At 62.6% G+C, this 22,324-nt stretch carries 22 protein-coding genes, 1 tRNA gene and 1 pseudogene; 15 read left to right on the top strand and 9 right to left on the bottom strand.

Features of this window, described 5'->3' with window-relative positions; genetic code table 11:
* Positions 1-65: 65 nt before the first annotated feature.
* A complete protein-coding gene (locus tag Q0C57_RS11530) occupies positions 66-1,742 on the top strand; it encodes an MFS transporter (RefSeq protein WP_296576514.1) in 1,677 nt (558 codons plus the stop codon).
* Positions 1,743-1,938: 196 nt separating this feature from the next.
* Here Q0C57_RS11530 and Q0C57_RS11525 read toward each other — a convergent pair whose 3' ends face one another.
* Positions 1,939-2,556, bottom strand: a complete 618-nt coding sequence (locus Q0C57_RS11525) for a hypothetical protein (protein ID WP_296576512.1) — start codon at positions 2,554-2,556, stop codon at positions 1,939-1,941.
* Positions 2,557-3,049: 493 nt separating this feature from the next.
* Between Q0C57_RS11525 and Q0C57_RS11520 the strand changes: the two genes are divergently transcribed.
* The 6 genes from Q0C57_RS11520 to Q0C57_RS11495 all read left to right on the top strand — a co-directional run bounded on the left by Q0C57_RS11520 (position 3,050) and on the right by Q0C57_RS11495 (position 7,359).
* On the top strand, positions 3,050-3,337 hold the full coding sequence (locus Q0C57_RS11520) for a DUF4212 domain-containing protein (RefSeq protein ID WP_296576505.1): 288 nt from the start codon (positions 3,050-3,052) through the stop codon (positions 3,335-3,337).
* A 16-nt stretch (positions 3,338-3,353) separates the two neighbouring features.
* The gene (locus Q0C57_RS11515) at positions 3,354-5,408 is read left to right on the top strand and encodes a sodium:solute symporter family protein (RefSeq protein ID WP_296576503.1); all 2,055 of its coding nucleotides are present in this window, start codon (positions 3,354-3,356) and stop codon (positions 5,406-5,408) included.
* 134 nt (positions 5,409-5,542) lie between these two features.
* Positions 5,543-5,854 carry a hypothetical protein gene (locus Q0C57_RS11510; RefSeq protein ID WP_296576501.1) on the top strand — a complete coding sequence of 104 codons (312 nt, stop codon included), beginning with the start codon at positions 5,543-5,545 and terminating at the stop codon, positions 5,852-5,854.
* A 5-nt stretch (positions 5,855-5,859) separates the two neighbouring features.
* Positions 5,860-6,231: a hypothetical protein gene (locus Q0C57_RS11505; protein WP_296576499.1), complete on the top strand. Its 372-nt coding sequence runs from the start codon at positions 5,860-5,862 to the stop codon at positions 6,229-6,231.
* Between the two features lie 151 nt (positions 6,232-6,382).
* Entirely contained in the window at positions 6,383-6,754 is a 372-nt protein-coding gene (locus tag Q0C57_RS11500) for a hypothetical protein (RefSeq protein WP_296576497.1), read from the top strand.
* A gap of 176 nt (positions 6,755-6,930) precedes the next feature.
* Positions 6,931-7,359 carry a hypothetical protein gene (locus Q0C57_RS11495; protein ID WP_296576495.1) on the top strand — a complete coding sequence of 143 codons (429 nt, stop codon included), beginning with the start codon at positions 6,931-6,933 and terminating at the stop codon, positions 7,357-7,359.
* Here the strand turns inward: Q0C57_RS11495 and rlmB are convergent, their stop codons facing one another.
* Positions 7,360-8,193 carry a 23S rRNA (guanosine(2251)-2'-O)-methyltransferase RlmB gene (gene rlmB / locus Q0C57_RS11490; protein WP_296576493.1) on the bottom strand — a complete coding sequence of 278 codons (834 nt, stop codon included), beginning with the start codon at positions 8,191-8,193 and terminating at the stop codon, positions 7,360-7,362.
* 134 nt (positions 8,194-8,327) lie between these two features.
* Between rlmB and Q0C57_RS11485 the strand changes: the two genes are divergently transcribed.
* From Q0C57_RS11485 to Q0C57_RS11455, 8 genes and pseudogenes are all read left to right on the top strand, one after another.
* A tRNA-Tyr gene (locus Q0C57_RS11485) sits at positions 8,328-8,412 on the top strand.
* A gap of 59 nt (positions 8,413-8,471) precedes the next feature.
* Positions 8,472-8,678 (top strand): annotated as a pseudogene (locus Q0C57_RS21130) (DUF6538 domain-containing protein); the annotation flags it as partial.
* Positions 8,679-8,705: 27 nt separating this feature from the next.
* Positions 8,706-11,369, top strand: coding sequence for a hypothetical protein (locus Q0C57_RS11480; RefSeq protein ID WP_296576492.1), 2,664 nt, complete (start codon positions 8,706-8,708; stop codon positions 11,367-11,369).
* A 737-nt stretch (positions 11,370-12,106) separates the two neighbouring features.
* Entirely contained in the window at positions 12,107-13,195 is a 1,089-nt protein-coding gene (locus tag Q0C57_RS11475; protein WP_296576490.1) for a hypothetical protein, read from the top strand.
* Positions 13,196-13,520: 325 nt separating this feature from the next.
* Positions 13,521-13,730, top strand: coding sequence for a hypothetical protein (locus Q0C57_RS11470; protein ID WP_296576488.1), 210 nt, complete (start codon positions 13,521-13,523; stop codon positions 13,728-13,730).
* On the top strand, positions 13,730-14,266 hold the full coding sequence (locus Q0C57_RS11465) for a hypothetical protein (protein WP_296576486.1): 537 nt from the start codon (positions 13,730-13,732) through the stop codon (positions 14,264-14,266). The genes Q0C57_RS11470 and Q0C57_RS11465 overlap by 1 nt, the downstream gene beginning before the upstream one ends.
* An 8-nt stretch (positions 14,267-14,274) precedes the next feature.
* Entirely contained in the window at positions 14,275-15,081 is an 807-nt protein-coding gene (locus Q0C57_RS11460; protein WP_296576484.1) for a hypothetical protein, read from the top strand.
* A complete protein-coding gene (locus Q0C57_RS11455; RefSeq protein WP_296576483.1) occupies positions 15,071-15,784 on the top strand; it encodes a hypothetical protein in 714 nt (237 codons plus the stop codon). Before Q0C57_RS11460 ends, Q0C57_RS11455 begins: the two co-directional genes overlap by 11 nt.
* On the opposite strand, the gene Q0C57_RS11450 is transcribed toward Q0C57_RS11455, so the two are convergent.
* The 7 genes from Q0C57_RS11450 to Q0C57_RS11420 form a co-directional block, all read right to left on the bottom strand.
* A complete protein-coding gene (locus tag Q0C57_RS11450) occupies positions 15,714-16,241 on the bottom strand; it encodes a hypothetical protein (protein ID WP_296576481.1) in 528 nt (175 codons plus the stop codon). The genes Q0C57_RS11455 and Q0C57_RS11450 overlap by 71 nt on opposite strands.
* Positions 16,238-17,977 carry a hypothetical protein gene (locus tag Q0C57_RS11445; protein ID WP_296576479.1) on the bottom strand — a complete coding sequence of 580 codons (1,740 nt, stop codon included), beginning with the start codon at positions 17,975-17,977 and terminating at the stop codon, positions 16,238-16,240. Before Q0C57_RS11445 ends, Q0C57_RS11450 begins: the two co-directional genes overlap by 4 nt.
* 32 nt (positions 17,978-18,009) lie before the next feature.
* The gene (gene mobC, locus Q0C57_RS11440) at positions 18,010-18,354 is read right to left on the bottom strand and encodes a plasmid mobilization relaxosome protein MobC (protein WP_296576477.1); all 345 of its coding nucleotides are present in this window, start codon (positions 18,352-18,354) and stop codon (positions 18,010-18,012) included.
* A gap of 433 nt (positions 18,355-18,787) precedes the next feature.
* A complete protein-coding gene (locus Q0C57_RS11435; RefSeq protein ID WP_296576474.1) occupies positions 18,788-19,594 on the bottom strand; it encodes a MetQ/NlpA family ABC transporter substrate-binding protein in 807 nt (268 codons plus the stop codon).
* 35 nt (positions 19,595-19,629) lie between these two features.
* Complete coding sequence (locus tag Q0C57_RS11430; RefSeq protein WP_296576472.1) at positions 19,630-20,295, bottom strand: methionine ABC transporter permease; 666 nt, start codon at positions 20,293-20,295, stop codon at positions 19,630-19,632.
* Complete coding sequence (locus Q0C57_RS11425) at positions 20,285-21,403, bottom strand: methionine ABC transporter ATP-binding protein (protein WP_296576470.1); 1,119 nt, start codon at positions 21,401-21,403, stop codon at positions 20,285-20,287. Before Q0C57_RS11425 ends, Q0C57_RS11430 begins: the two co-directional genes overlap by 11 nt.
* A 115-nt stretch (positions 21,404-21,518) precedes the next feature.
* Entirely contained in the window at positions 21,519-21,770 is a 252-nt protein-coding gene (locus Q0C57_RS11420) for a hypothetical protein (RefSeq protein ID WP_296576469.1), read from the bottom strand.
* Between the last annotated feature and the right edge of the window lie 554 nt (positions 21,771-22,324).

Raw genomic sequence — 22,324 nt, 5'->3', positions numbered from 1 at the left:
AATCAAAAAAGTCATCGGCGCGGTTTCGCCGCAACAATGCCCGCCCCATCAGGAAGGAAAAGCCCATGACGATGGCCACCGCCGTCGCGCCGCCTGTTACGCCGCGCCCCATGACGAAGGAAGAGCGCAAGGTCATCCTGGCCTCATCGCTCGGAACCATTTTCGAGTGGTACGATTTCTATCTCTACGGCTCTCTGGCCGTGATGATCGGCGCGCAATTCTTCGCGCCATTCGACGCCAATACCCGCGCCATTTTTGCGCTTCTGGCCTTCGCCGCGGGCTTTCTGGTTCGTCCCTTCGGTGCTCTGGTGTTCGGCCGCCTTGGTGACATAGTCGGGCGCAAATACACATTTCTGGTCACGATTGTGATCATGGGCGTCTCGACCTTCCTGGTCGGCCTGCTGCCCTCCTACGAGACGATCGGCTGGGCCGCGCCGGTGATTCTGATCATGCTGCGCATGCTCCAGGGCCTCGCCCTCGGCGGCGAGTATGGTGGCGCCGCCGTCTATGTCGCCGAACATGCGCCGGTCGGCCGGCGTGGCTTCTACACGTCCTGGATCCAGACGACGGCGACCGTCGGCCTGCTCCTCTCCCTGGTGGTCATCCTGACCATCCGCATGTATCTCGGCGAGGCGGCTTTTGCGGCCTGGGGCTGGCGTATCCCGTTCCTGCTCTCGGTCTTCCTGCTCGGCATCTCCGTCTGGATCCGCCTGCAGATGAACGAGAGTCCGGCCTTCCAGAAGATGAAGGAAGAGGGCACCGGCTCGAAGGCGCCGCTCTCCGAGGCCTTCGGCCAGTGGAAGAACGCCAAGATCGGTCTGCTCGCCCTGTTCGGCCTCACCGCCGGCCAGGCCGTGGTCTGGTACACCGGGCAGTTCTACGCCCTGTTCTTCCTGCAGAATATCCTCAAGGTCGACCTCTTCACCGCCAACGTGCTGATCGCCTGGTCGCTCGTCCTCGGCACCGGCTTCTTCATCGTCTTCGGCGCCCTGTCGGACCGGATCGGCCGCAAGCCGATCATTCTGGCCGGCTGCCTCATCGCGGCGGCGACCTTCTTCCCGCTGTTCGGGGCCTTGACGAAGGCCGCCAACCCGGCCCTTCACCGCGCCCACGAACAGGTGAAGGTGGTGCTGACCGCGGATCCGGCGGGCTGTGGCAATGTGTTCAACCCGGTGGGAACGCGAGTCTTCACGGCACCCTGTGACGTCTCCCGTGTCGCCCTCGCCAACCAGGCGATCAAATATGACACGGTGAGCGGCGCGGCTGGCGAGGGGGCGACGCTGACGGTCAATGGCACGGCGATCCCGATCGATGCGGCCTTCGCCCGCAACCTCGCGACCGCCACCCAGGCGGCGGGCTATCCGGCCGCCGGCAATGCCGAGATCATCAAGGTCGGCGGTTTCTTCTCCGCGCTCTTCAATGGCACTGCCCTGTGGATCATCGGCATCCTGACGATCCTGGTCATCTACGTGACCATGGTCTACGGCCCGATCGCCGCCGCGCTGGTCGAGCTCTTCCCGACACGCATCCGCTACACCGCCATGTCGCTGCCCTACCATATCGGCAACGGCTGGTTCGGTGGCCTGTTGCCGGCCACCTCCTTCGCCATGGTGGCCGCCACCGGCGACATCTATTACGGCCTCTGGTACCCGATCGTGATCGCGCTGATGACCTTCGTCATCGGACTGCTGTTCCTGCCGGAAACCAAGGATCGCGACATCTTCACCTACGACAACAAATAGGAATCGCAGGGTCCTGACGACATCCGGCGGCGCCAGAGGTCACTCTGGCGCCGTCGTCTTTTGTCCGACAACCGAAGGCCCTATCCGGCCGGGTGACGGGGACGCGGCCCTTCCCTCCGGTCGTGGCCGGAAGACCCGCCACCGACGACGGCACGGGAAAGCGGCAGTAGAGGGTGGGGCGGGGCGCCGTCCGACGTCAGGCTTGCGACGGCGGCAGGGCCTCGACGAGCGCCCGCGGATCGATGGCTTCGGCCAGTGTCGAGGCGATGTTGACCATCATGCCCCGCACATGGTTGAGCACCACTTCGTGGTCGAGCTTCATCAGGTCGGGATGGATCGGAACGAGCGCGAACATTTCGTCGAAGGTCGATTTCGGAATGTCCTGGGCTGCCTTGGGTGCAGCCATCGCCGCCAGCCTGACGCGCTTCTCCATGTCCTGAGCCGCGTTTGCCCACCACTCCGCTGAGACCCCCGGGGGACTGGGATGCCGCCGCAGCACGCGCTGCCCGCTGGCGACGAGCGCCTCGAGCAGCACCGGCTCGCGCCCCTGGGCGGCGGAGCGCAGACGCCCATCGACCAGTTCGACGATGTTCGCGACGCCGAGGGGAAAGGCCTTCCAGCGGCCGTGGTCCATGGCCTCCCGGAACGACTTTTCGCGGAACAGCTTTTCGGCGAGGACGCCCGAACGCGCCCGACTATATTCGTACATCGACCGGTTCACGACAAAGGCGGCGTGGTCGGCCACGAAGTCGTCGACCTGATTCCAGGTGGCGATGACCTTCTTGCGGCCCAGAATGGCGTCGAACAGGCCCATGCGTCGCTCCAGCATCGTCGGTGGACATAACACCGGCAAGGACTGTCCGGCAAATCGGAGACGGTGCTCGTTTCGCCGGCGACGGTCGCTCTGTTGCGGCCTCAATCGGTCGTGGCGAGGCGCTTTGGACAGCCACGCTGCCGCAGGGCGACCCTCTCAAGCCTATTTCAAGCGGAATGATGGGATTGCAGCGATTGGTCGCAGGTCCATTAGACTATGGTACAATTGTAGCCTTGCGGTGTCTCTTTAGCGTTGCAAGTGTAAAAGCCAAGTATTGTGTTGCAACGCAGCAATTGCATTGCAGCATAAAATTCTGGTTTGTCGGGTTGCCCTGCCGTCGCTGGGTGGTGATGCGGACGAGCCGGCCAACCAGAGAATTGGCATCAAAATGCGTGGTGCTCAGCAACGAAGCGCAACGCTCAATCACGGGTCGGCGGGAATTTGGGCGTCAACAGCCTGAAGAGGTCGCCACGGGGCAAAGGGAGGTTACGCAATGTCTCAAAGCAAACCGGAAGACAGGGCGCAAAAGCCGGATGATGTGGGTTACTGGAATGCAACACGCAATTTGACGTTCACGGCCGTCGGCATCTGGGCATTCTTTTCGTTCTTCGTCCATTTCTTCGCGCCGTCCTTGAACAATATTGCGATCCCGATCCTCAAGTTCCCGCTCGGCTATTACATGGCTGCGCAGGGCTCGCTGATCGCCTTTCTGATCCTGATCTTCTGGTTCTGCAACAAGCAGGAACAGATCGATCGCGATTTCGGCGTCGACGAAGACTGAACCGGGGGGATCACAGATGACGACTGAAGCCACTGGTGGCCGGGATTTCATTTCGAATCTCGGCAAGATCTACAAGCTCTACACGCTGTCATTCCTCGGCGCGGTGATCGTGCTCGCTCTGCTCGAGCAGCTCGGCATGCCACCGGCATGGATTGGCTATTCCTTCGTGGCGATCACGATCGGCGTCTATGCGGCGATCGGCATCATTTCGCGCACGGCGGAAGTGTCCGAATATTATGTCGCCGGCCGCAAGGTCCCGGCCCTGTATAACGGCATGGCCACGGCCGCCGACTGGATGTCGGCTGCCTCGTTCATCGGCATGGCGGGCTCGCTCTACCTGCTCGGCTATAACGGCCTCGCCTTCATCCTCGGGTGGACCGGCGGTTTCGTGCTGGTGGCGACGCTCATCGCGCCGTTCCTGCGCAAATTCGGCGCCTACACCATCCCGGACTTCTTCTCGTTCCGCTATGGCGGCAAGGTCGCGCGCGGCCTCGCCATCATGGTGCTGATGAGCTGCTCCTTTACCTATGTGGTGGCGCAGATCGTCGGCACCGGCCTGATCGGCGCCCGACTCCTCAACATGGATTACGTCGTCGCCGTCTATGTCGGCCTCGTCGGGATTCTTGTCTGCTCGATGCTCGGCGGCATGCGCGCGGTGACCTGGACCCAGGTCGCCCAGTACATCGTGCTGATCATCGCCTATCTGCTGCCGGTGGTCGTGCTGTCGGCCCAGAAATACGGCATCCCGATCCCGCAGCTGACCTATGGTGACGTGCTCTCGCAGATCGCCGCCAAGGAAGCGCAGCTCCGGGCTGCCGGGGACGTGATCGTTCCGGCGGTGGGCTATATCAACCCGAGCTTCGGCAATCCGGCGCTTTCGGCGACTGCGCTCTGGGTCGAATATGTCAACTATTTCGGTCTGATCCTCTGCCTGATGGTGGGCACGGCCTCCCTGCCGCACGTCCTCATGCGCTTCTTCACCACCCCCTCGGTGCGTGAGGCGCGCAAGTCGGTCGGCTGGTCGCTGTTCTTCATCTCCATCCTGTATTTCACGGCGCCGGCCTATGCCGCCTTCGCCAAGATGGAGGTGTACAACAACGTTGTCGGCCAGAACCTGACGGCGCTGTTCACAGCCGACAACCTCAGCTGGATCCGTTCCTACGGTCGCGTGGGCCTCATCCAGATCTGCGGTGTCGATGCCACCACGCTGGAGGCGGTCCGCACGGCCTGCGCCCGCGTGATGCAGCACACCGGCGACGTCGCCTCGTTCAACCCGGTGATCCAGCTCCGGCACTTCGGCATCCAGGCGGACGCCATCGTGATCTCGACGCCCGAGATTGCGGGTCTGCCCTATGTCATCGCCGGCCTGGTGGCGGCCGGTGGCCTCGCGGCGGCGCTCTCGACCGCCGACGGTCTGCTGCTCGCCATGGCGAACGCCCTGTCGCACGACGTCTACTACAAGATGATCGACCAGAACGCCTCGACCGAGAAGCGCCTGGTGGTCGCCCGCATCCTGCTCATCGTGGTGGCGATCGCGGCAGCCTATGTCGCCTCGTTCCGACCAGCCGACATCGTCGCGATGGTCGCCTGGGCCTTCTCGCTGGCGGCCGCAGGCTTCTTCCCCGCACTGATCCTCGGTGTCTGGTGGAAGAAGGCGACGACGCAGGGCGCGATCTGGGGCCTCATCGCCGGCTTCGGCATCACCCTCTACTACCTCGTCGCGACCCGCTACTTCGCGCCCGCCTTCTATGAGACCTGGAAGGGTCTCTCGATTGCGACCACCGCGCAGCTGCAGGCCTATGAGGCGGCCAAGGCGGCCTATGCGGCGGCGGCGACGCCGGCCAACTGGGCTGTTCTCGACCGGACGGCGCAGGTTGTCGCCAACTGGTGGGGCGTTCGCGGCATCTCGTCGGGTCTCTTCGGAATGCCGCTCGGCTTCCTGGTGATCATCGTGGTGTCCAAATTCACCAAGGAGCCCTCGCAGGAAATGCAGAACTTCATCGACGAGATCCGTCGTCCGCGGGGTGCTGTGGTCATGCAGGAGAAGGGCTCCGGCGCGATCAGCCACTGATCGGCACGCCTGGACAAGAGGGACGGGGGCCCGCGGGCCCCCGTTTCCATTCGCGGTGTGGTAAACCTTGCCCTCTGCACGGCATTCTGGTTGAGAGGCGCTCGCGCCCTCGGTCGAAACCCCGGAGATTCCGCTTGGACGCTGCCGCCTCGTTCTTTCAGCATTGGTACTATCACGTTCCGAATTACGTGCTGGCCGTGATCATGTATGCCTGCCTCGGGCGTTTCCTGCTCGGACTGTTCGTGCCGGCGACCTGGGACAATTACATCTGGCGCGGCTTCGTCTGGACCTCGGACCTCGCTGTACGGCCCGTCAGGGCCATCACGCCGTCGGCGGTTCCGGCGCCGCTGGTCATTCTCTTCACGGTCCTCTGGTTGCTCGCGATTCGTGTTCTGTTGTTCTTCGAGATGGCGCGATGGGGCCTTGCCCCGCGGTTGGGCGGGTGAGCGCGATGAGCCGACAGACAAACAATCCGCCGCCTGGGGACTCGAAGCCCGACGTGGTCCTCGCAGAACCCTACCTGTTCGGTATCCTCGGGCTGGGGATGCTCAACGGCATCTTCTCGCCCGTCACCGGTTTCGTCTTCCTGGTGCACCAGTTCTGGTACCCGTCGACATTCCTGCCGGTCTCGGCCCCCTTCATCATGCTGTTCGCCAGCCTGATCACCTCCACCATGGCGATCATGATCGCCGGTGTGCCGGCTGCGCTCTACGAGCGCTTCATCCACCGCGGGCCCACCAACACGATGTCGCTGTGGATCTGGGTCTCCGTCCTTTCGGTCATTTCCGTGCCGGCCGTGTTGCGTGCCCTTAACGCGCTGTGATGGATCACTCCGCGGCAGGCTGACGGTCGGCGCCACCACCGCCAGCGGCGAAGCGTTCAACAGCGCGTGAAGGCGGCCGGGACGGACTCCAGTCCGCCGCGGCATCTGTTAACGTCCTGCGGCATGTCGCCACGCCGCCAGGGTGCCGCCCATGTCGCCGGAAGTCCGTCAGGCCGCCCATATCTCGACCGCCCGCGGGTGCGGCTTTGTCGCCCTCGGCATCGTCACGCTGATGATCGGCTTCGTGTACCAACCCTCCTTGTCGCTCCGGATGGGCGGGACCTGCTTTCTCATCGCGGCCCTGATCCTCGTACTCAAGGCGCGGCGCGCGCCCCGGCGACCGTTTCGCGATACCGAGGTCTGGCTGCTTCTCGATGAGCAGCATCGCCCCAATCGCGCCTTCGCCCAGACCGCCATCGCCCATGCACGGGCCGAAGCCTTCTATCACTTCGCCCATGTGGCCGCCTTGCTGGCCGTCGTCCTGCTCGGCGGGGCGGTGGTCATGGGCCTGTTTGGCCACTGATCTGGCCGGCTCTGCCGGCCCGATTCATCATGTGCGCAACGGGAGGCGGCGGAGATCGGCCCCGCCGTTCCCTTCGGCGCCCGCCCCGTCTATCGTGGACAGGCAGGTTTGTGGCGGAGTGTGCGACGATGACGCTTGGGTCGTTCCGATCATCCCTTTGGCGGTGTGTTGCGCTGGTGCTGCCGCTGGTTGCCGCGCCGCTGGTCCTTGCCTTGGCTCCGGGACAGGCCCACGGCCAGACACGGACCATCATCATCACCGATGAAAGGGGCCGGGGCGGCGACATCGTCACCCGCCATCTCTACGACTGCGCCGGCTGCCCGGTGCGCCGGGTCCGCGCCGGCGTCTGGCGGGAGCGCCCCCCCGTTGTCGACTACCGGCAATACCTGCCGATCTATCAGCCACCGATCTACACCCATCCGCCGCACGTGCAGCCGGTCCGCCCCGGCTGGCAGAGGTCGGGGGCCTATGCGGTGACCGGCGCCCCCGTGCGCCCTGCCATGGAACGGCGGCGGCCCTATTATCCCAGCGGCTCCGAGGCCCGGGTGATCACGCTCGACGGTCCGGCGCTGCAGCAGCCGCGCCGGCGCCAGCCGCGCCCCTGATCAGCGCCTGAGGCCGAGGCGCGTCGTCACCGCAAAGAGCGCCAGCGCCGCCGCATTCGAGACGTTGAGGCTCTTGATCGCGCCCGGCATGTCGATGCGGGCGAGCGTGTCGCAGGTCTCGCGCGTCAGCTGCCTGAGGCCCTTGCCCTCGGCGCCGAGCACCAGGGCCACGGGCTCGCGCAGCGTGACCGCGTCGAGATCCGCCTCGCCCTCGCTGTCGAGGCCGATCACCTGGAAGCCGCGCTTCCGGAGATCGGTCATGGCGCGGGAGAGGTTCTGCACCGTCACGAAGGGCACATGTTCGAGCCCACCCGAGGCGCTCTTGGCGAGCACACCGGTGGCCTCCGGTGAGTGGCGGTTGGTGGTGACGATGGCCTTGACCCCGAAGGCGGCAGCCGAGCGGACGATGGCGCCGACATTGTGCGGGTCAGTGATCTGGTCAAGGAGCAGGAGCACACCCTCCGCCGGCATCGTCTCGAGATGGGGCGGATCGAGCGCATCGGCCTCGGCGAACAGGCCCTGGTGCACCGCGTCCGGCGTGGCGGCGAGGCGCCTGTCGATGTCGCGCACAGGGACGATGGTCGCCTCGTGGACGATGCCCTCCTCGTCGAGCCGCTTGGCGCCGTTCTCGGTGGCGAGCAGCAGCCTGATCCGGCGGTCCTTGTTACGCAGCGCCTCCGACACGGTGTGCCAGCCGTAGAGCAGGACGGTGCCCGTGGCGAATTCCGGAGCGGGCTCGCGCAGCACGCGGCCGCCGCGGCCCTTGAACGGCTTGCCGGGCTTGGAGAAGGGGCGGAAGGGCTTCTTCGGGCCCCTGGGAGGCGATGTCGTCATGCGCCGTCATCCCATGCGGCGCGGTCCTTCGCAATGGCTTCGCGCCGCGACGAAGCTTTGCCGGTTGACAGGGAAGGGGGGCATCCCTATCAAGCGCGCGACGCCCTGCGGCCACGGCTGCACGGGACTGGGACGGGGGAATGTCCCGAGCGGCAAAGGGGGCGGACTGTAAATCCGCTGGCTACGCCTTCGCAGGTTCGAGTCCTGCTTCCCCCACCATCCCACCTGATTTCCCTTTGATGGCAGAGACTTGAGTGTGCACCCCCTCCGGGGTGCACATGGCTACGCACATGCGTTCTCACATAAGGAGAGCACGCGTGCCCTCGATCCCTCATGTCTGCCGTCGCGGTGGTGCGTACTTCTGGCGCAGGCGGGTGCCCAAAGGTTGTTCGCTGGAAGGACAAGATGTATTAACGATTAGCTTACGCACGAGCGACGCTGCGATCGCTCGGCGCAGAGCAGTGGCGGTTGCTTCGGCAGCGGAGGACGTGTTCGCAGGTAGGTTTGGGTCGATGCTTACGCTGAAAGAGGCTCGGGTTGCCGTCGAGGCGGCCTGTCTGTTCGCCGAAAACCAGTATGATAAGTTCATGGCCAGTGGCCAGGGGCTGGCAAACTTCGACCCCGACAGGGAGCGGCGAGACGAATTGGCTGCAGGCTGGGCCTGGCGGCTCATCAGCGAGCGCGGTCGTACCGCCTCGGTCTCCCCGGAAGACAAGATCCATATGCTGACCTCGGGTCTCCGTCTGGCCGATATCGAGCAGGTCGAGCGCATGATCCGGATGACGTGTCGACAGCCCAAGCCGAATGCCGCCACGGGCCAGAAGCCAGGTGCCGTTCAGCAGCCGGTGCTGGACGAGGGCATCCTGTTCAACCGGGCGGGGGACGTCGCCGAGGTCGGTGTCATGGCGGGCATCACCATGACTCCCAGTGTGTTCAAGCATCTAGACAGGATCATGGTGAAGGCCAATGCCGCACTGGCCTTCAAGCGTGCCGGCATGGTGCCCGAGAGCCTCAAGGACACTTTGGAAATCGCGGCGAAGGCCGATCCCTCACGTCTCGACGACGCGGACGACCGCGCGATTAACCGCGCCCTGATCGATGGCGGCTACCGGCCCTACACGATCCCGCAGCGCCAGGAGGCGACGCCGCCGTCGCCCGAACCTCCAGTAGTGCCCGCAGCCCCCGTCACGGGCGACACCACGTCTTCTCTTGCTTCAACTCTGTCTGCTGCGCCGGCGCCTTCCCCGCAGCCGCCCGTTGTCGCAACGGCGCCCGCCCCGCAGCCAGCCGTTATCGCACCGGCAACTGCCCCGCAGCCGGCTGTTGTCGCACCGGCGCCTGCTCCACAGCAGGCCTTTGTCGCGTTGGCGAAAACAGGCACTTTCGCCGAAGATGCTTCATCGAATGAGCCGTCGACGCCCTTAACGGCCAATGCCGCCGCCTCGTCGGGCTCCAGTCCCCTGATTGTGTCTGAGGCTGCCAATCCACAAGAGGTGTCAGCCCCTCCACAGCTTCGCTCTCCGGGCGCTCTGGTGGGGGTTGCCGACGCCATCAGGGCCGACAAGGCAGAGCCTGCTGCGGCTGCACTGGAGCCGGTCATTCCCCCGTCTCGAACGCGGCCCGTTCAGGCTCCTGATTTCAGCGCCGTTCTCGGTTCAGACCCGAATAAGGCTATCCTGTTCAAGCCGTTGCCGCCACCAAGCGCCACGGTTGCCGAGGTCTTGCCCTTCTATTTCGCGCATCGCGGCGAGACGCTTAAGCAAGGCGGCAGGGACAGCATCACGGGCGCGGTGCGATTCCTCCATTTGGTCTTTGGAAATGTCTCGTTGGCCGACATTCAGCGGGATGATGGCGAAAAGTTCTGCGCCATAGCCGGCCTGGTCCCCGCCCGATATGCGGATGATACCTTGGCTCTAGATGCTAAAGGGAAGCCGCGTGGTCTTCCGGACATCATTCAAATCGGCATCTCGGGTAATTTGCCTAAGCTTGCGCTGAGAACCATCGAGAAGCATTGCAGCAATCTGCGCGGCCTTTGGAAATGGGGGGCTCGTAACGGGCTAACCGCCGAGAATCTCGCGAACCCGTTCGCGCTGGGGAAGGCGGACATCAAGGCGTTTGCCGGTACGAGTGCGAAGCAAAGCCAAGCCCGGAAGGCTTGGGATTCCGAAGCTTTGTCCAAGTATCTGACCGGGCCAGTGCACCTTGGCTGCGCAGGAACCCGCAGCCGTTTCAAGCCCGGCAAGCTTGTCGTCAGAGACGCCCTCTACTGGGCCATTCCGATCCTCTACCTCTGCATGATGCGGAGAGGCGAGCTGTTCCAGCTCCAAGTGAAACATGTTCGGCAGTGGACCGCCACCGATGGCTCGCGGCGTTGGTACTTCGATCTCACCGATCTCTCGCTGAAGCTCAAGGGGAAGGCGGCCAGCTTGCGACCCTCGGCCAGCTACCGGCAGGTTCCAATCCACTCCTCCATCATCGAATTGGGCTTTATCCGCGACCATGTCGAAGGCCGGGCTCCAGAGGAGCGCCTTTTTCCCGAGCTGAAGCCGATGAAGGGCGACGACTACGGGCATTACGTTGGCAACCGGCTTCGGGAGTATGCCAAGCAGCTTGAGGTGTTCGAGAAGCTCATGGACACCCATTCGCTGCGCCGGACCGCCAACTCGGCACTGTTCAACCAACTCGCCTCCCCAATGGTGCGCGCTCAACTGCTCGGTCATTCCAGCGGCGGTTCATCCCGCAGCACCGGCGATTCAACCCTCATTAAGCAGCTCATTGAACAGCTCGCTGCTGCTTTCGCGACCGATGGATCTTCGGTGCAAGGGGCGGCTAACGAGGGTCGCGGCGAAATCCGCCACGAGGTGCTCAATCAGCTTCTTGGTCAACATACAACCGAGGGCCAGCGGGAAACGATGCAGGAGAAGCACTATTTGGAGGACATGCCGCTCCAGATCCGCAGCGATGTCATCGAACTTCTCCAACTGCCCATCGACATCGGCCAGTTGAATACCGCGTGGAATGGTGCTGCAAAGCGCATCTCGGTGCGCTCACCGCCGGTGGCAAAACGCAACGGGCTAAAGCGTCCGCAGGCCAACAACGGGGGCGTGTCCCGATGCGTAAAGCCCGCCGCCGATAAGGCGCAGGCTTCAAGCTGGAGCCGCCATAAGATGCGATAGAGCGCGTCCGATTTCCGAACTTGATCTTCGAACACCTTATCCTCAGTTCAAACGCGTTTACCTAGCCAAGCAGTTCGAAAAATGCGGTATAATTGAGAATGGACAAAAAAAGATCGGAGAAGACCATTCGGGTTTGGAAAGCCCGAAATGCAGCTTTCGCGGGGACTGTACGAAAGCTATTAAAAATTGATCGTACGGAACCAAGGTTCGTTTGCGACCCATTTGTCATTCGGCAGATTGACACGGATCGGGCTGTCAATGTGGGGGTTGTTGCCGCTTCTATAAACAACAAGCGGATTCCGGTCGTTTTTGAAGATCACATGGTTCGCGACTTGCTTGGGTCTCTCCCGCCTGAGACATGCAAAAACCGATCCTTCCCGACTGTAAAACTTGCGGAGGCGACGCTTAAGCGGCCACCCTTAGCTTTAAGGCTTGACACCGGCGCCATTATATTACTGGACGGGGTAAAACGTCTTGTGGCTCGATCTGATCAAAACGCTATGGTCAGAACGGCTGTTATCACGGAGCGCGCTCTGGTTGAAAAGGTAAACGACGGGCGAGGCCAAGATTTCATCGTGCCAATCGGGCGCTACAGGGACGTCCGAAAGCGCGTCATCGCTCTGCCGCGACTAGGTGGGATCGGTAGCCCTGCGCCTGGAATTTTCTTTGAGTACCTAGCGCTCCGACCGCAATTGGACCCACGCTTGCACGATGCGTACGTTCTGAATGCCGCAATCATGAAGCGCATGATTTCTCGCCTTAGACCGTCCGACAACGCTTCTATCTTGGAGGCACTCAAGTCCAAAAGCCGCGGGTTTGCCAAGGTGGATGTTGACCTTGGTGCTGTAGCTAACGAAATCAATGATCTATTAAAATTACCAGGGGCGGAATCCGAGATCGACATCAGTGGTGTCTCTTGCTCTACTGACTCGCCAACTGGCCTCGTTTCCGCTGGAGAGGCGGTTCAAGATTTCCGGGGTAAAAGCTCGACAACCATTGACACTTATCGGAGGCGTATAGCGAAGGAGTATGCTGCCGCCGACGAATCTTTGAAGGATACTCCCGTTTTTTCATCGGTTGTGCAAAACGACCTTCAGGGTCTCAGTATCAGCGATGGGTACAGGGAATTCATTTCGAAATTCGGCCTTATGACGGATGATTTGCGTTCAGAGGATCTATTTGAAGAGAACATACGCGGTTTATTGTTTCGTCGTGATCTTCATATTATCCTTTCGCGGGCCTGTTATGCATCAGATCTTATTGAATATATCGATAATCAGGTTGCGGAATCGGCGAACGGAAAGTATCATCTTTTAACTCAAGCGGCTGAGACATTGGAGAAGGCGTGGAATAGTGGTCGATGTGTGCTGAGTATAAAGCAAGTAACTCTAATTGCGCTTTTGTATGGAATTGATGTTTCGTATTCGCAAAGACAAATAATTGTTCACTCCGGAGCGATTTCTTGGTTCCAGTTTCGTTATGGTGTGTTTCTCGCAGATTTTTCAATAACCGAGCATATGGTTGAGGAATTTGTTCATCATATGCGGTTGCGCACCGAAGGTGCGGTTTACGATGGCTCGGAGCTCTGGGATGAGATCTTCAAAGGGTTTTCCGGAGAATGGTTCGGAACGGACGTAACGGCTTCGATCGCGCGGATTTGCGCGGAGGGCGTCAACATATCGGTGCCTTCGGGTTCGCGAGAGGCTGCTGAGACCCTCATGAAGTCATTGCCCGCATCTTTCAAGGTCAAGTTTGATCCGTGGGCTGCCTCTCGCCAGCGAAAAGGAAGCCGGGGTGCTCCACGATTTCCACGCCCTGGGGGCTAGTTGCAAGAGTGGGCGGCTAACGATGTTCGATAACCACCCAGTGCAGAAAACAATCCGAGATTTTTCCTCGGGCTATTCGCCAAAGTCCGCCTGCAGAGGAGAGAGCCGACCCGGATAAGTTGGCGGTTCACACCTCCCGCAGGAGGTGAACCATGGTGGTAGGCGCAACAAGTATGCTTTCCCGTCTATTGCCCGATTTGGTCTTTGAGAAGTGCGCCATTGAGAGGCTGCTTCGCGCCATCGATCCGAGCCCCGGGCTGGCTGCTGGTGTTCGAAACAATGCCTTCTCGAGCAAAGGCGTGCGTTGATGTCGAAGCCAAGAGCTATGCGCGCAGGTGTGCCCGCGCATTTCGTCAACGCCATATTTTGCCCCAAGGACAACGGTCGTCTCTGGGTGCGTGACGCCTACTTCCGTGGGCTGACCCTGGCCCAGCTGACGCGGGCCATCGAGAAACTGAAGCTGCCGATCGACATTGATGCGCTTCTGGAAGCCCGCCGCCGCAGCAGCATGCTGTCCGAAGGTCGGAGGCGGTGATGGCGTTGTCTCGAACAGCCAGGGGCGAAGTGTCCGCCTTCTTTGATTCCCAGCTCGATTGGATCAATGCCAATCTCGACCGCAAGGACATTGCCATAGTGCGTGATCTTCTCAAGCGGCCCGACGCCCCTGACTTGTCAGAAAAATCCATGGCCGTGGCCTTCCATCGTTGGCTCAAAAAACGGCGATGGGGGGCCAAGTCGGTTCGGGCGCAAGTGGCGCGAGGGGATCTCGTGCAGATCAGCGCGGACGGGCGCTCTGACGCAAAGACACAAAACCCGGTTCCCGTTGATCGTGTCGATCCTTGTTCAGCGTCATCGCAGGCCTCAGCGCTCCAGTCAGCCGTAGCCCGGGATGACGGCGCGCAACCGCTCCGCGAGCTGCCGCCTTCCGATGTGCTGGTAGCGCCCATCAATTCGCGCAAGCGGATGGAGAAAAGTGATCCTACCGCCGACGATTTGCCGATCGGTGCGAGGGGCCGGTCTCGAAGCACTTTCCGCCAGGAGGGCCCCACAAAGGCCGAATTGGACATTTGAGGACAACCATGAAGAACTTGAAGGACTTCTTTCTGCGCACGGTTTTTGTGACGCACGGCTGGAAGGGCGGCGACGGGAAGTCAAAGACCGTCGATGCGTGCATGTCGAGCCTGAGGATGAAGGGTATCCCGTGCGTCGGCTATGAGACGGACCTGGTGAACTCCTCTCTCGCCCAGATTGGGCTTGCCGAGGAGGATCCATGGGATCTTCTGGATCCGCTGACGCGTGGAAAATTCTTTGCGATCGCAAAGCAGTTCGAAAAGGGCGCCACGGGCTGCGTGTTCATTGATCTGGCCGCCCAGCACGGACCAATTTTCCATGAAATCATCGACGAGTTCGATCGCCGTCTGAAGCGAGCCAGCGCTCAGCTCATTGTCCTCCGCCCTCTCGACGCCAGCGTCCATGGCGCCTCTGAAGCGGTGAAATTTGCCAAGGAGTTCGAGCATATTCCGCAGATTGTATGGATCAATCTGGGGCGCGTTCGCTCGCCTAAGGAGTGCATAGGGTGGACGGGTACGAATGGACGGAAAAAGGCGCTGGAGGGGCTCACCGTCGAAGCCGTCCTGGAGGACTTTTCGGCGCGCGTGGCTGCCAACTCGGCGGCATTCGGCTTGTCGATGCTCGATGTTGCTAACGGTAACTTTAAGCATTTAAAGCCCGAGGAGCTCGAGCGGGCCAAGGCTGTGTTCGATGACGCGACAAGCCTGTTCGTCGAGGAGCGGCTGGATAACCATTTCGCCACCCTTCAGGAAGCTGTGCAGCAGGTTCGCAGAAAGCTCGAAGGCTACATCGATGAGGCCGTCGATGGTCCGTGAAAGAGGCTTCATTCCACCGTGGAACCGGAATCTTTCTGCGCGTACCCACGCGATGGGGCAGCTCGGGAGGATTGCGGTCTATTCTGCTCGATACCTCGCCGGTGCCGGTGTGGCGCTTGCGCTGCTGCTGATCGTCATGGCGGGTGCGGGCTTAAGTTTCGTCTCGCTGGAGCAAAAGGCAATCATTGATGCCGTTGCGCGGGGCGGCGGTTTTGGTCGCGAAATTGCGGTCGTAGTTGACCTCGTGAATGCCAACGGGCTTTCGACCGAGCGTGATTTGCAAGGCGTGCTCAACGTGGTTGCTGTGACCAGAGGCGCTGACAATCCTCGCGAACGGCTGGCGCAGCTTTCCCTCGCAGCGGAGTTGTTTCGAAATGACGTCGCGGGGTATGCGGCCACAGTTCGATACGTTGCGACCTTGCCGCCTGACGCTCGACAGTGGTTGATTGCTCGGCCCTCTCCCCATTGGATCGAACTTTCCAGACGTTTTGCCGGTATCCAAGCCAACGGGCCTGGGCTGACATACGCGCGCCAAACGCTCCTACAGGAAGAGGTTTTTCTTGGCCGGGAGCTCGACTTCGTGCAGCGTCGCATGGCGCAACGCCGCACCTGCCGGCCGCTTCTCGATCAACTCACCCGCTGCGTGGATGCCGCACCTGCCTCAGGTCAATCGACTTCGCCTGCGTGGCCTCAACGACCATGACCGCATCAGCGTCCCCGACGAGCCATGCGCCGTGTGCAGCGGCCTCATCGAAAAAGGTCAAAGTGAGCTGCTCATCAGCCGGCTCCCAAGGGACCACAAACCTCCCGATCGCGAAGAGCGCCATCACGCCTGTCAAGCCTTCATGGGTATCGCCGCGGACCATCCCGTTCACGGCGATCCCCGCCAGTTTGCGGGCTTTAGCTAGTCGCAGATGCTTCCCCGACACCAGGTGGACATCGTCCCGGCCGCCCGCATCCAGAAAAAGCACCTTCGTTTCGGGCGCCGGGACCTGCTGAATGACGTCCAGAATGTTCGGGGCGTCTGTATCGGCCTCTACCCGATGGTAATGGATGGGAGCAGCAAACGGGTGGTAGCTGAAGCTTGAAATCCCCGGCAGGAGTGTGACCTGGCCGTTAAGCGCGTCATAGACGCTTGCCGTGCATACGAACTTGATCATCGATCAATTCCTTCGTTTCGCGATTTCCCAGGGGAGGTCTTGACGATGGCAGCGCCTCTGGGGCGGTCGCGCGATCTTGGGTTTTCCCATTTCCCGCTCGGAGGCACCGCGGGTGCCTGAAACTGCCGTAACGAGGCGGAACGCTGCACCGACCCAGTTGGCTTGCCAGGCCCCTGTGGACGCCCGTTATCGGGCGACACAGACGAGGCCTTGGACAAGGCAGGCGAAGCCTTGGTTTGGGCAGCGACTTCGGGTGGGCCCGCAGGCGGGACCCCAAGTGGGTGCACTCTGTACCGGTTGTTCGTTAGCGGCGTCCGCAGGTTCGGCGCGCGACCGGTAGCAGACGGATCGTCGATGTCTGCGGGTGAGAATACCCGAATGGATGCCGTCCGTCGCTTCTGCCCGCGGAATTGCTCGCGGACGAGGGCGTAGGCCTGATGGAGTTCTTCCGACCGGGCGTCCCGATCCCGCCTGCGTTCGATGCTTGCAGCCTTTGCGCGGGCTCGGGCGAGTTCACGCGTAGGCAGCAGGACCCGAGCAACACCGCCAGCAATCAGAGCGAGACCGAGCCCTCCGCCGCTCAGGAGCACACCGGCTGCTGCTGCTGCGAAGACAATCCTGCGCGTCCTCTTGTCGGCGCAAACTCCAGCCGCCGCGAAAGCGCGATCCACCCGCGCACGGCGCACATCATCACGGATCTCATAGTGCTTTTTGATCTCATCGCGGCGAGCCTTTAGCGTCTGCCTGAACGTAAGCGGTGGCTTAGGCGGCAGCGAAATCTCGGCCGGCTTGGCCATTGCACTGTCACCATCCTCTTCTATCTCTGCCGCGAGGAGCTTGGCTTCGCTCCGGCCGGCTTCCAACGCCCGCTCAAGTGCCTCCCGAAAGCCATTCTCCCGCGCCTCCGCGAGCGGCTGGAGATTGATGAAGTCGGGAAGCTGGTCAGCTGTCAGATTAATCGAGAGGCCGCGGGCTTTTGCGGCCGCATTGATTGTTCGACGGAGCGATGCATGGAAGCCTGTCGCGTCTTCAACGACGAGAATTGTGGGTCCGCGCGAGGTTGGTTTGTCGCCGAGCGCCAGTCCCATTCCTTGGTGGCGCAGGGCCTGTACGAAGTCTCCAGCGGCCCCGTGCTCCAGCCATGCATCCAAAACGCGTGTCTGGAAGGAGGCGATGTCTGCGTCGCTTTTCGCAGCCATGTTGAACGCTTTATCACCCATCCGCGACCGACGGTCCCGTCGGGGAGCACGCTTGAGTGCGTCAGCCTGCTGATCGCGGCCTGACTGCTCGAAGTGCGCGATCACCATCGGCATGCGCGGGCCGGGGATGATGCGCTCACCGAGTGAAAGCTCAGCCTCGCGGGAGATGATCTCATCGCGCAGGTAGTTGTCGTGGCTTCTGACGCATTTTCCATCGGCGCAAACCGACGGCCAAAGGACGTGGAAATGGTCAGCCCGCTCACCCTTCGAATGCCTGACCACGATCCTCGGCCGATCAGATGGAATGCCGTGGATCAGTTCGTTTAGTTTGATCAACTGCAACAAGTCGGCCTCTGAGACAGATTTCTCGGGCGCGATGCGGACGTGGATCAATGTGCGTTTGACGCGGCGGTTGGTGTGAGAAATTGCGTCGAACATCTGGAGGTCGAGGTCTATGTCATTGAGGCTGGCCCGCCCAGCAGCGGCCACGACCTCAACGCGTTTGTTCGTGTCCGTACGCGCGAGATGCTGAGGCATGGCGCCTAGCTGGATCCATGACGACCGATTAATCATCTGGATTTCCGTGCCAGCGATAACGCTGTGGTGAGCAACTCCCGATGAGTTTCCACGAGTGCCTCGACTTTTTCGGCTGAGAGGCCGACCGCCTCGCCAGAATTCACGCGGCGGGCGATCTGATTGATGTTGTTGCCCTGGCGCCCGAGTTCGGCCAGCAAGTCCCGCAGGTCGGCTTGATTGATAACGCTGCGCTCTCCGCCGCGCACCGTAGCGATCATGAGGTCTCGTCCCAGCACAGCAGGTTGCGTGCCGCCTTCCTCAGCGTGTCGTACGACCGCCGCATAGTCGGCTTCCGACAAACGAACCATGATCTGCTTGGTGAGGGTTCGACGGTGCATGATAAATTTTCCGATTATTGCGTCATGCCAATAATCATATTGCCGCAAAGATATCAATTTGTAAGATATTACATAAATGGCATTGAAATATTTGAGTGACCATGTCTTATGTAATAAATTACATTGTGTGGGCTGCCGTGGGCGTGTCCTGAGCGGACATAATGTTACGTGGGGCAGCCACCTTCATGCGCTTAGCGCTGAAAATCTGAAAATGGCTTACGGCCGCTTTGGCCCCAAAAGCGAATGTGAAGCAGTGTCAGCTTCGCGCCTCTATTGCGGACATTCGAAGCCTATCCGAGAGCAGACGCTCGAGTGTGCTCGCTTGCCGAGGAAGCTGTCATGCGAGGATGCGCCTTCCGCGAACCAGCCCTTTCCCGCTTCGGTTCGCAATGTGGTCGGCCTCCGCGACCGGTCGGTCGCGGAGGCCGTTTCATCACCAGGACGGCAGGACCGAACCCTGGAAGGTCCGGTCGATGAAGGCCTTCACTTCCGCCGACTGGTAGCTCTCGACGAAGGGCTTCACCCAGGGCTTGTCCTTGTCCGCCTCGCGCACCGCGATGAGGTTGACGTAGGGGCCCTTCGGATCCTCGCGCAGGATGGCGTCGCGGCCCGGATTAAGGCCGACCGAGAGCGCGTAGTTGGTGTTGATGACGGCGGCAGCGACATCGTCGAGAGAGCGGGCGGTCTGCGCCGCCTCCAGCTCGATGAAGCGCAGGCGCTTCTCGTTCTGGGTGATGTCGGCGACGGTGGGCTTGAGGCCGACGCCGTCCTTCAGCCTGATGATGCCCTTGTCCTGGAAGAGCAGCAGCGCCCGGGCGCCGTTGGTCGGATCGTTGGGGATCGACACCTGCGCGCCGGCCGGCACCTCGGCGAAGGCCTTGTGCTTCTTGGAATAGACGCCGATCGGGAAGTTGACGGTGAAGCCGACGCCGACCAGGCCGTATTTCCGGTCGGCATTCTGCTGATCGAGGAAGGGCTTGTGCTGGTAGGAGTTGACATCGAGGTCGCCGCCGGCCAGCGCCGCGTTCGGCAGGATGTAGTCGGAGAACTCGACGATCCGGAGGTCGAGGCCGCGGCCGGCCGCAACCGGCCTCACCGCCTCGAGGATCTGGGCGTGCGGGCCGGCGGTGACGCCGACGCGCAGCGGCGTGCGGGCCTGGGCCCGGACGAGGGCAGGGGCCGCGATGAGGCCGGCGGCCGTTCCGGCGAGGAGCGCGCGGCGGTCGATGAACGTGGTCATGGCAAGTCCTTTCAGGGAGGTTGGGAGGAGGGAGGTCAGGCTGAGCGCAGGCGCTTGTTGACGCGCCGCGCGATCCGGTCGCCGAGGCTCTGCACGGCCTGGACGAGGGCGATGAGGACGATAACGACGGCCGCCATGACCTCGGGCATGAAGCGCTGGTAGCCGAAGCGGATGCCGAGGTCGCCGAGCCCGCCGCCGCCGACCGCGCCGACCATGGCGGAGTAGCCGATGAGACTGACGGCGGTGAGCGTCAGGCCGAGGACGATGGCCGGCAGCGTCTCCGGCAGTAGCACCTTGCGGACGATCTGCAGCGGCGTCGCGCCCATCGCCCGCGAAGCTTCGATGAGGCCCGGATCCACCTCGCGGATCGCCGCCTCGATGATGCGGGCGATGAAGGGCGTCGCCGCCACCGTCAGCGGCACGATGGCCGCCGTCGTGCCGATGGAGGTTCCGGCGACGAGCCGCGTGAAGGGGATGATCGCCACCACCAGTATGATGAAGGGCGTCGAGCGTGTGGCGTTGACGACGAGGCCCAGCGCGCGGTTGAGCGTCACGGCCTGGAACAGTTCGCCGCGCCCGGAGGTCGCGAGGAACACGCCGAGGGGCAAGCCCAGCGCCGTGCCGATGAGACCCGCCGCGGCCACCATGTAGAGGGTCTGGCCGAGGGCCTCGATGAGCAGTCTGATGATCTCAGGCGACATGGCCGAGGACCTCCGCTTGAAGGCCGTAGCTGTTCACCAGCGCGACGACGGCCTGGACCACGTCCTGGCGAGCCGGCACGGCCACGGTGAGATTGCCGAAGGGGCGGCCGCCGATGGCGTCGACCTGGCCGGCGATGACGGTGATGTCGACGTCGAGGGAGCGGGACAGCCGCGAGATGACGGGTGCCGTCGCGTTGTCGCCGGTGAAGACGATGCGCAGCACTGTCTGCAGCGCCCCCTTCGGCTGGGGCGTCAGCCGCGCGGCGAAGGCTTCGGGAAGGGCTGCGCCGGTCACGGATGCGACGAAGCTGCGGGTCGTCTCGGAGCGCGGCCGGGCGAAGACATCGTAAACATCGCCCGTCTCGATGATGCGACCGGCCTCGATGACCGCGACGCTGTCGCAGATCTCCTTGATGACGTACATCTCGTGGGTGATCAGCACGACGGTGACGCCGGTGAGCGCGTTGATGTGCTTGAGCAGCGCGAGAATGGACTGCGTCGTCTCCGGATCGAGCGCCGAGGTCGCCTCGTCGGAGAGCAGCACGCGGGGCCGCGTCGCCAGCGCCCGGGCGATGCCGACGCGCTGCTTCTGCCCGCCCGACAGTTCTGCGGGATAGCGGCCGCGCTTGTCGGCGAGCCCGACCAGGTCGATGAGTTCGTCAACCCGGCGGGCGATCTCCGCCCGCGGCGTGCCTGCGAGCTCCAGCGGCAGCGCGATGTTGCCGAAGACCGTGCGCGACGACAGCAGCGCGAAATGCTGGAAGATCATGCCGATCTCCCGCCGGAGAGCTCGAAGGCCCGCCGGATCGAGCAGGCCGACGTCGATGCCGTCGACGAGGACCCGGCCGTCGGTCGGCCGGTCGAGACCGTTGATCGTGCGCAGCAGCGTCGACTTGCCGGCACCCGAGCGGCCGATGATCCCGGTGATGGAGCCGGGTGCGACGTCGAGCGTCACCGCATCGAGGGCCGTGACCTCGGCTGCACCCGCCTTGGCGGCAAAGCGCTTGGAGAGAGCCTCGAAGCGGATCGCGGCGCCTGAACGCGGCGGCGGAGGCGGCGCATTCCCCGCGAGGGGGAGGGCGTCGGCGAAGGGGGTGACGGCGTTCATGGCGACGGCCTCGCCGGCGCTGCGGCGGTGGCGACCGCCGTCGACTGGAATGCGGTGGACATGGAGAATCCTGGAGGTTGGAGCGGCGCGGGCCGCATCTGTCGTGGGAAGGGCCTCAGGCGGCGAGAGCGCGGCTTCGGGGGGCGCCGGGACGGCCGCGCCGACTGGCGTCGTGCCGCTCGGCCGCCGCCTGGCGCAGCGCCTTCAACGAGGCAAAGAGCCGGCTGTCGATGGCGGAGAGTGTCTGGACAGCGGCGAAGAAGCGGTATCCCGAGCGCTCACGGACGGCGAGCCCGACGGCATCGTCTCCGAGTTCGATCAGCGTGACGTCGGAGCGGAGAGGGGGATAGGAGGATGATCTGGACATGGAAAATCTGCCGCCGGACGGGCCAGCGTCTCCTTGGGAGGGGATGGCGAGGGCGAGAGGCGGTCGCGTCAGAACCGACGACAACAGCTCTCCCGCTCATCCACCCGGCGGCAGTGTCCAGTTTGGGAGGAAAACACCGGAGGGGAGGCTCCAGCAGCGATGGAATTCATCGGACCAACTCCTTGAGAGGGAGCCCACGAATGTCCTTCGTGGCGCTTTAGCCCTTGGTGACGCGGTGCAAGCTGCTCCATCAAATGCCGCGATGACGGGTCGAGGGATCGACCAACCATGTCCTCACTATGCCCCTGCCAGGCGTCGGGCGTCAATGAAAGCATCCTCTAAAAAGAACGGTCGGTGGAGGCGATGAGATCGTCTGCTTGGTCGGTATGAAGAATATGAGCCTTTTGGCAACAAACTCCTTGGGCCTTCCATCGACTTTCGTTCGTCATAGCGAACGTACCTCCGTGGTCGTGGCGTTCCTGGAGAGGGCCGGAACGGAGAAACTTCCTCTCCGGAGAGGCGGTTGCGACAAAAGACACTCCTCCGGTCGCCCC

Origin of the sequence: Phreatobacter sp., from assembly GCF_022843985.1 — a bacterium.
Classification (GTDB): domain Bacteria; phylum Pseudomonadota; class Alphaproteobacteria; order Rhizobiales; family Phreatobacteraceae; genus Phreatobacter.
Note: the sequence above shows the minus strand (reverse complement) of the source record. Positions and strands in the feature narration are given on the sequence as shown.

Bases quoted from the DNA above. Each gene is read 5' to 3' on its own strand.
- Q0C57_RS11500 (WP_296576497.1), top strand. From the start codon at position 6,383: ATGTCGCCGGAAGTCCGTCAGGCCGCCCATATCTCGACCGCCCGCGGG.
- Q0C57_RS11520 (WP_296576505.1), top strand. From the start codon at position 3,050: ATGTCTCAAAGCAAACCGGAAGACAGGGCGCAAAAGCCGGATGATGTG.
- Q0C57_RS11465 (WP_296576486.1), top strand. From the start codon at position 13,730: ATGGCGTTGTCTCGAACAGCCAGGGGCGAAGTGTCCGCCTTCTTTGAT.
- Q0C57_RS11455 (WP_296576483.1), top strand. From the start codon at position 15,071: ATGGTCCGTGAAAGAGGCTTCATTCCACCGTGGAACCGGAATCTTTCT.
- Q0C57_RS11435 (WP_296576474.1), bottom strand. From the start codon at position 19,594: ATGACCACGTTCATCGACCGCCGCGCGCTCCTCGCCGGAACGGCCGCC.
- Q0C57_RS11530 (WP_296576514.1), top strand. From the start codon at position 66: ATGACGATGGCCACCGCCGTCGCGCCGCCTGTTACGCCGCGCCCCATG.
- Q0C57_RS11450 (WP_296576481.1), bottom strand. From the start codon at position 16,241: ATGATCAAGTTCGTATGCACGGCAAGCGTCTATGACGCGCTTAACGGC.
- Q0C57_RS11480 (WP_296576492.1), top strand. From the start codon at position 8,706: ATGCTTACGCTGAAAGAGGCTCGGGTTGCCGTCGAGGCGGCCTGTCTG.
- Q0C57_RS11525 (WP_296576512.1), bottom strand. From the start codon at position 2,556: ATGGGCCTGTTCGACGCCATTCTGGGCCGCAAGAAGGTCATCGCCACC.
- Q0C57_RS11475 (WP_296576490.1), top strand. From the start codon at position 12,107: ATGAAGCGCATGATTTCTCGCCTTAGACCGTCCGACAACGCTTCTATC.
- mobC (WP_296576477.1), bottom strand. From the start codon at position 18,354: ATGCACCGTCGAACCCTCACCAAGCAGATCATGGTTCGTTTGTCGGAA.
- Q0C57_RS11420 (WP_296576469.1), bottom strand. From the start codon at position 21,770: ATGTCCAGATCATCCTCCTATCCCCCTCTCCGCTCCGACGTCACGCTG.
- Q0C57_RS11460 (WP_296576484.1), top strand. From the start codon at position 14,275: ATGAAGAACTTGAAGGACTTCTTTCTGCGCACGGTTTTTGTGACGCAC.
- Q0C57_RS11505 (WP_296576499.1), top strand. From the start codon at position 5,860: ATGAGCCGACAGACAAACAATCCGCCGCCTGGGGACTCGAAGCCCGAC.
- Q0C57_RS11445 (WP_296576479.1), bottom strand. From the start codon at position 17,977: ATGCCTCAGCATCTCGCGCGTACGGACACGAACAAACGCGTTGAGGTC.
- Q0C57_RS11430 (WP_296576472.1), bottom strand. From the start codon at position 20,295: ATGTCGCCTGAGATCATCAGACTGCTCATCGAGGCCCTCGGCCAGACC.
- Q0C57_RS11470 (WP_296576488.1), top strand. From the start codon at position 13,521: ATGCGCGCAGGTGTGCCCGCGCATTTCGTCAACGCCATATTTTGCCCC.
- Q0C57_RS11425 (WP_296576470.1), bottom strand. From the start codon at position 21,403: ATGAACGCCGTCACCCCCTTCGCCGACGCCCTCCCCCTCGCGGGGAAT.
- rlmB (WP_296576493.1), bottom strand. From the start codon at position 8,193: ATGACGACATCGCCTCCCAGGGGCCCGAAGAAGCCCTTCCGCCCCTTC.
- Q0C57_RS11515 (WP_296576503.1), top strand. From the start codon at position 3,354: ATGACGACTGAAGCCACTGGTGGCCGGGATTTCATTTCGAATCTCGGC.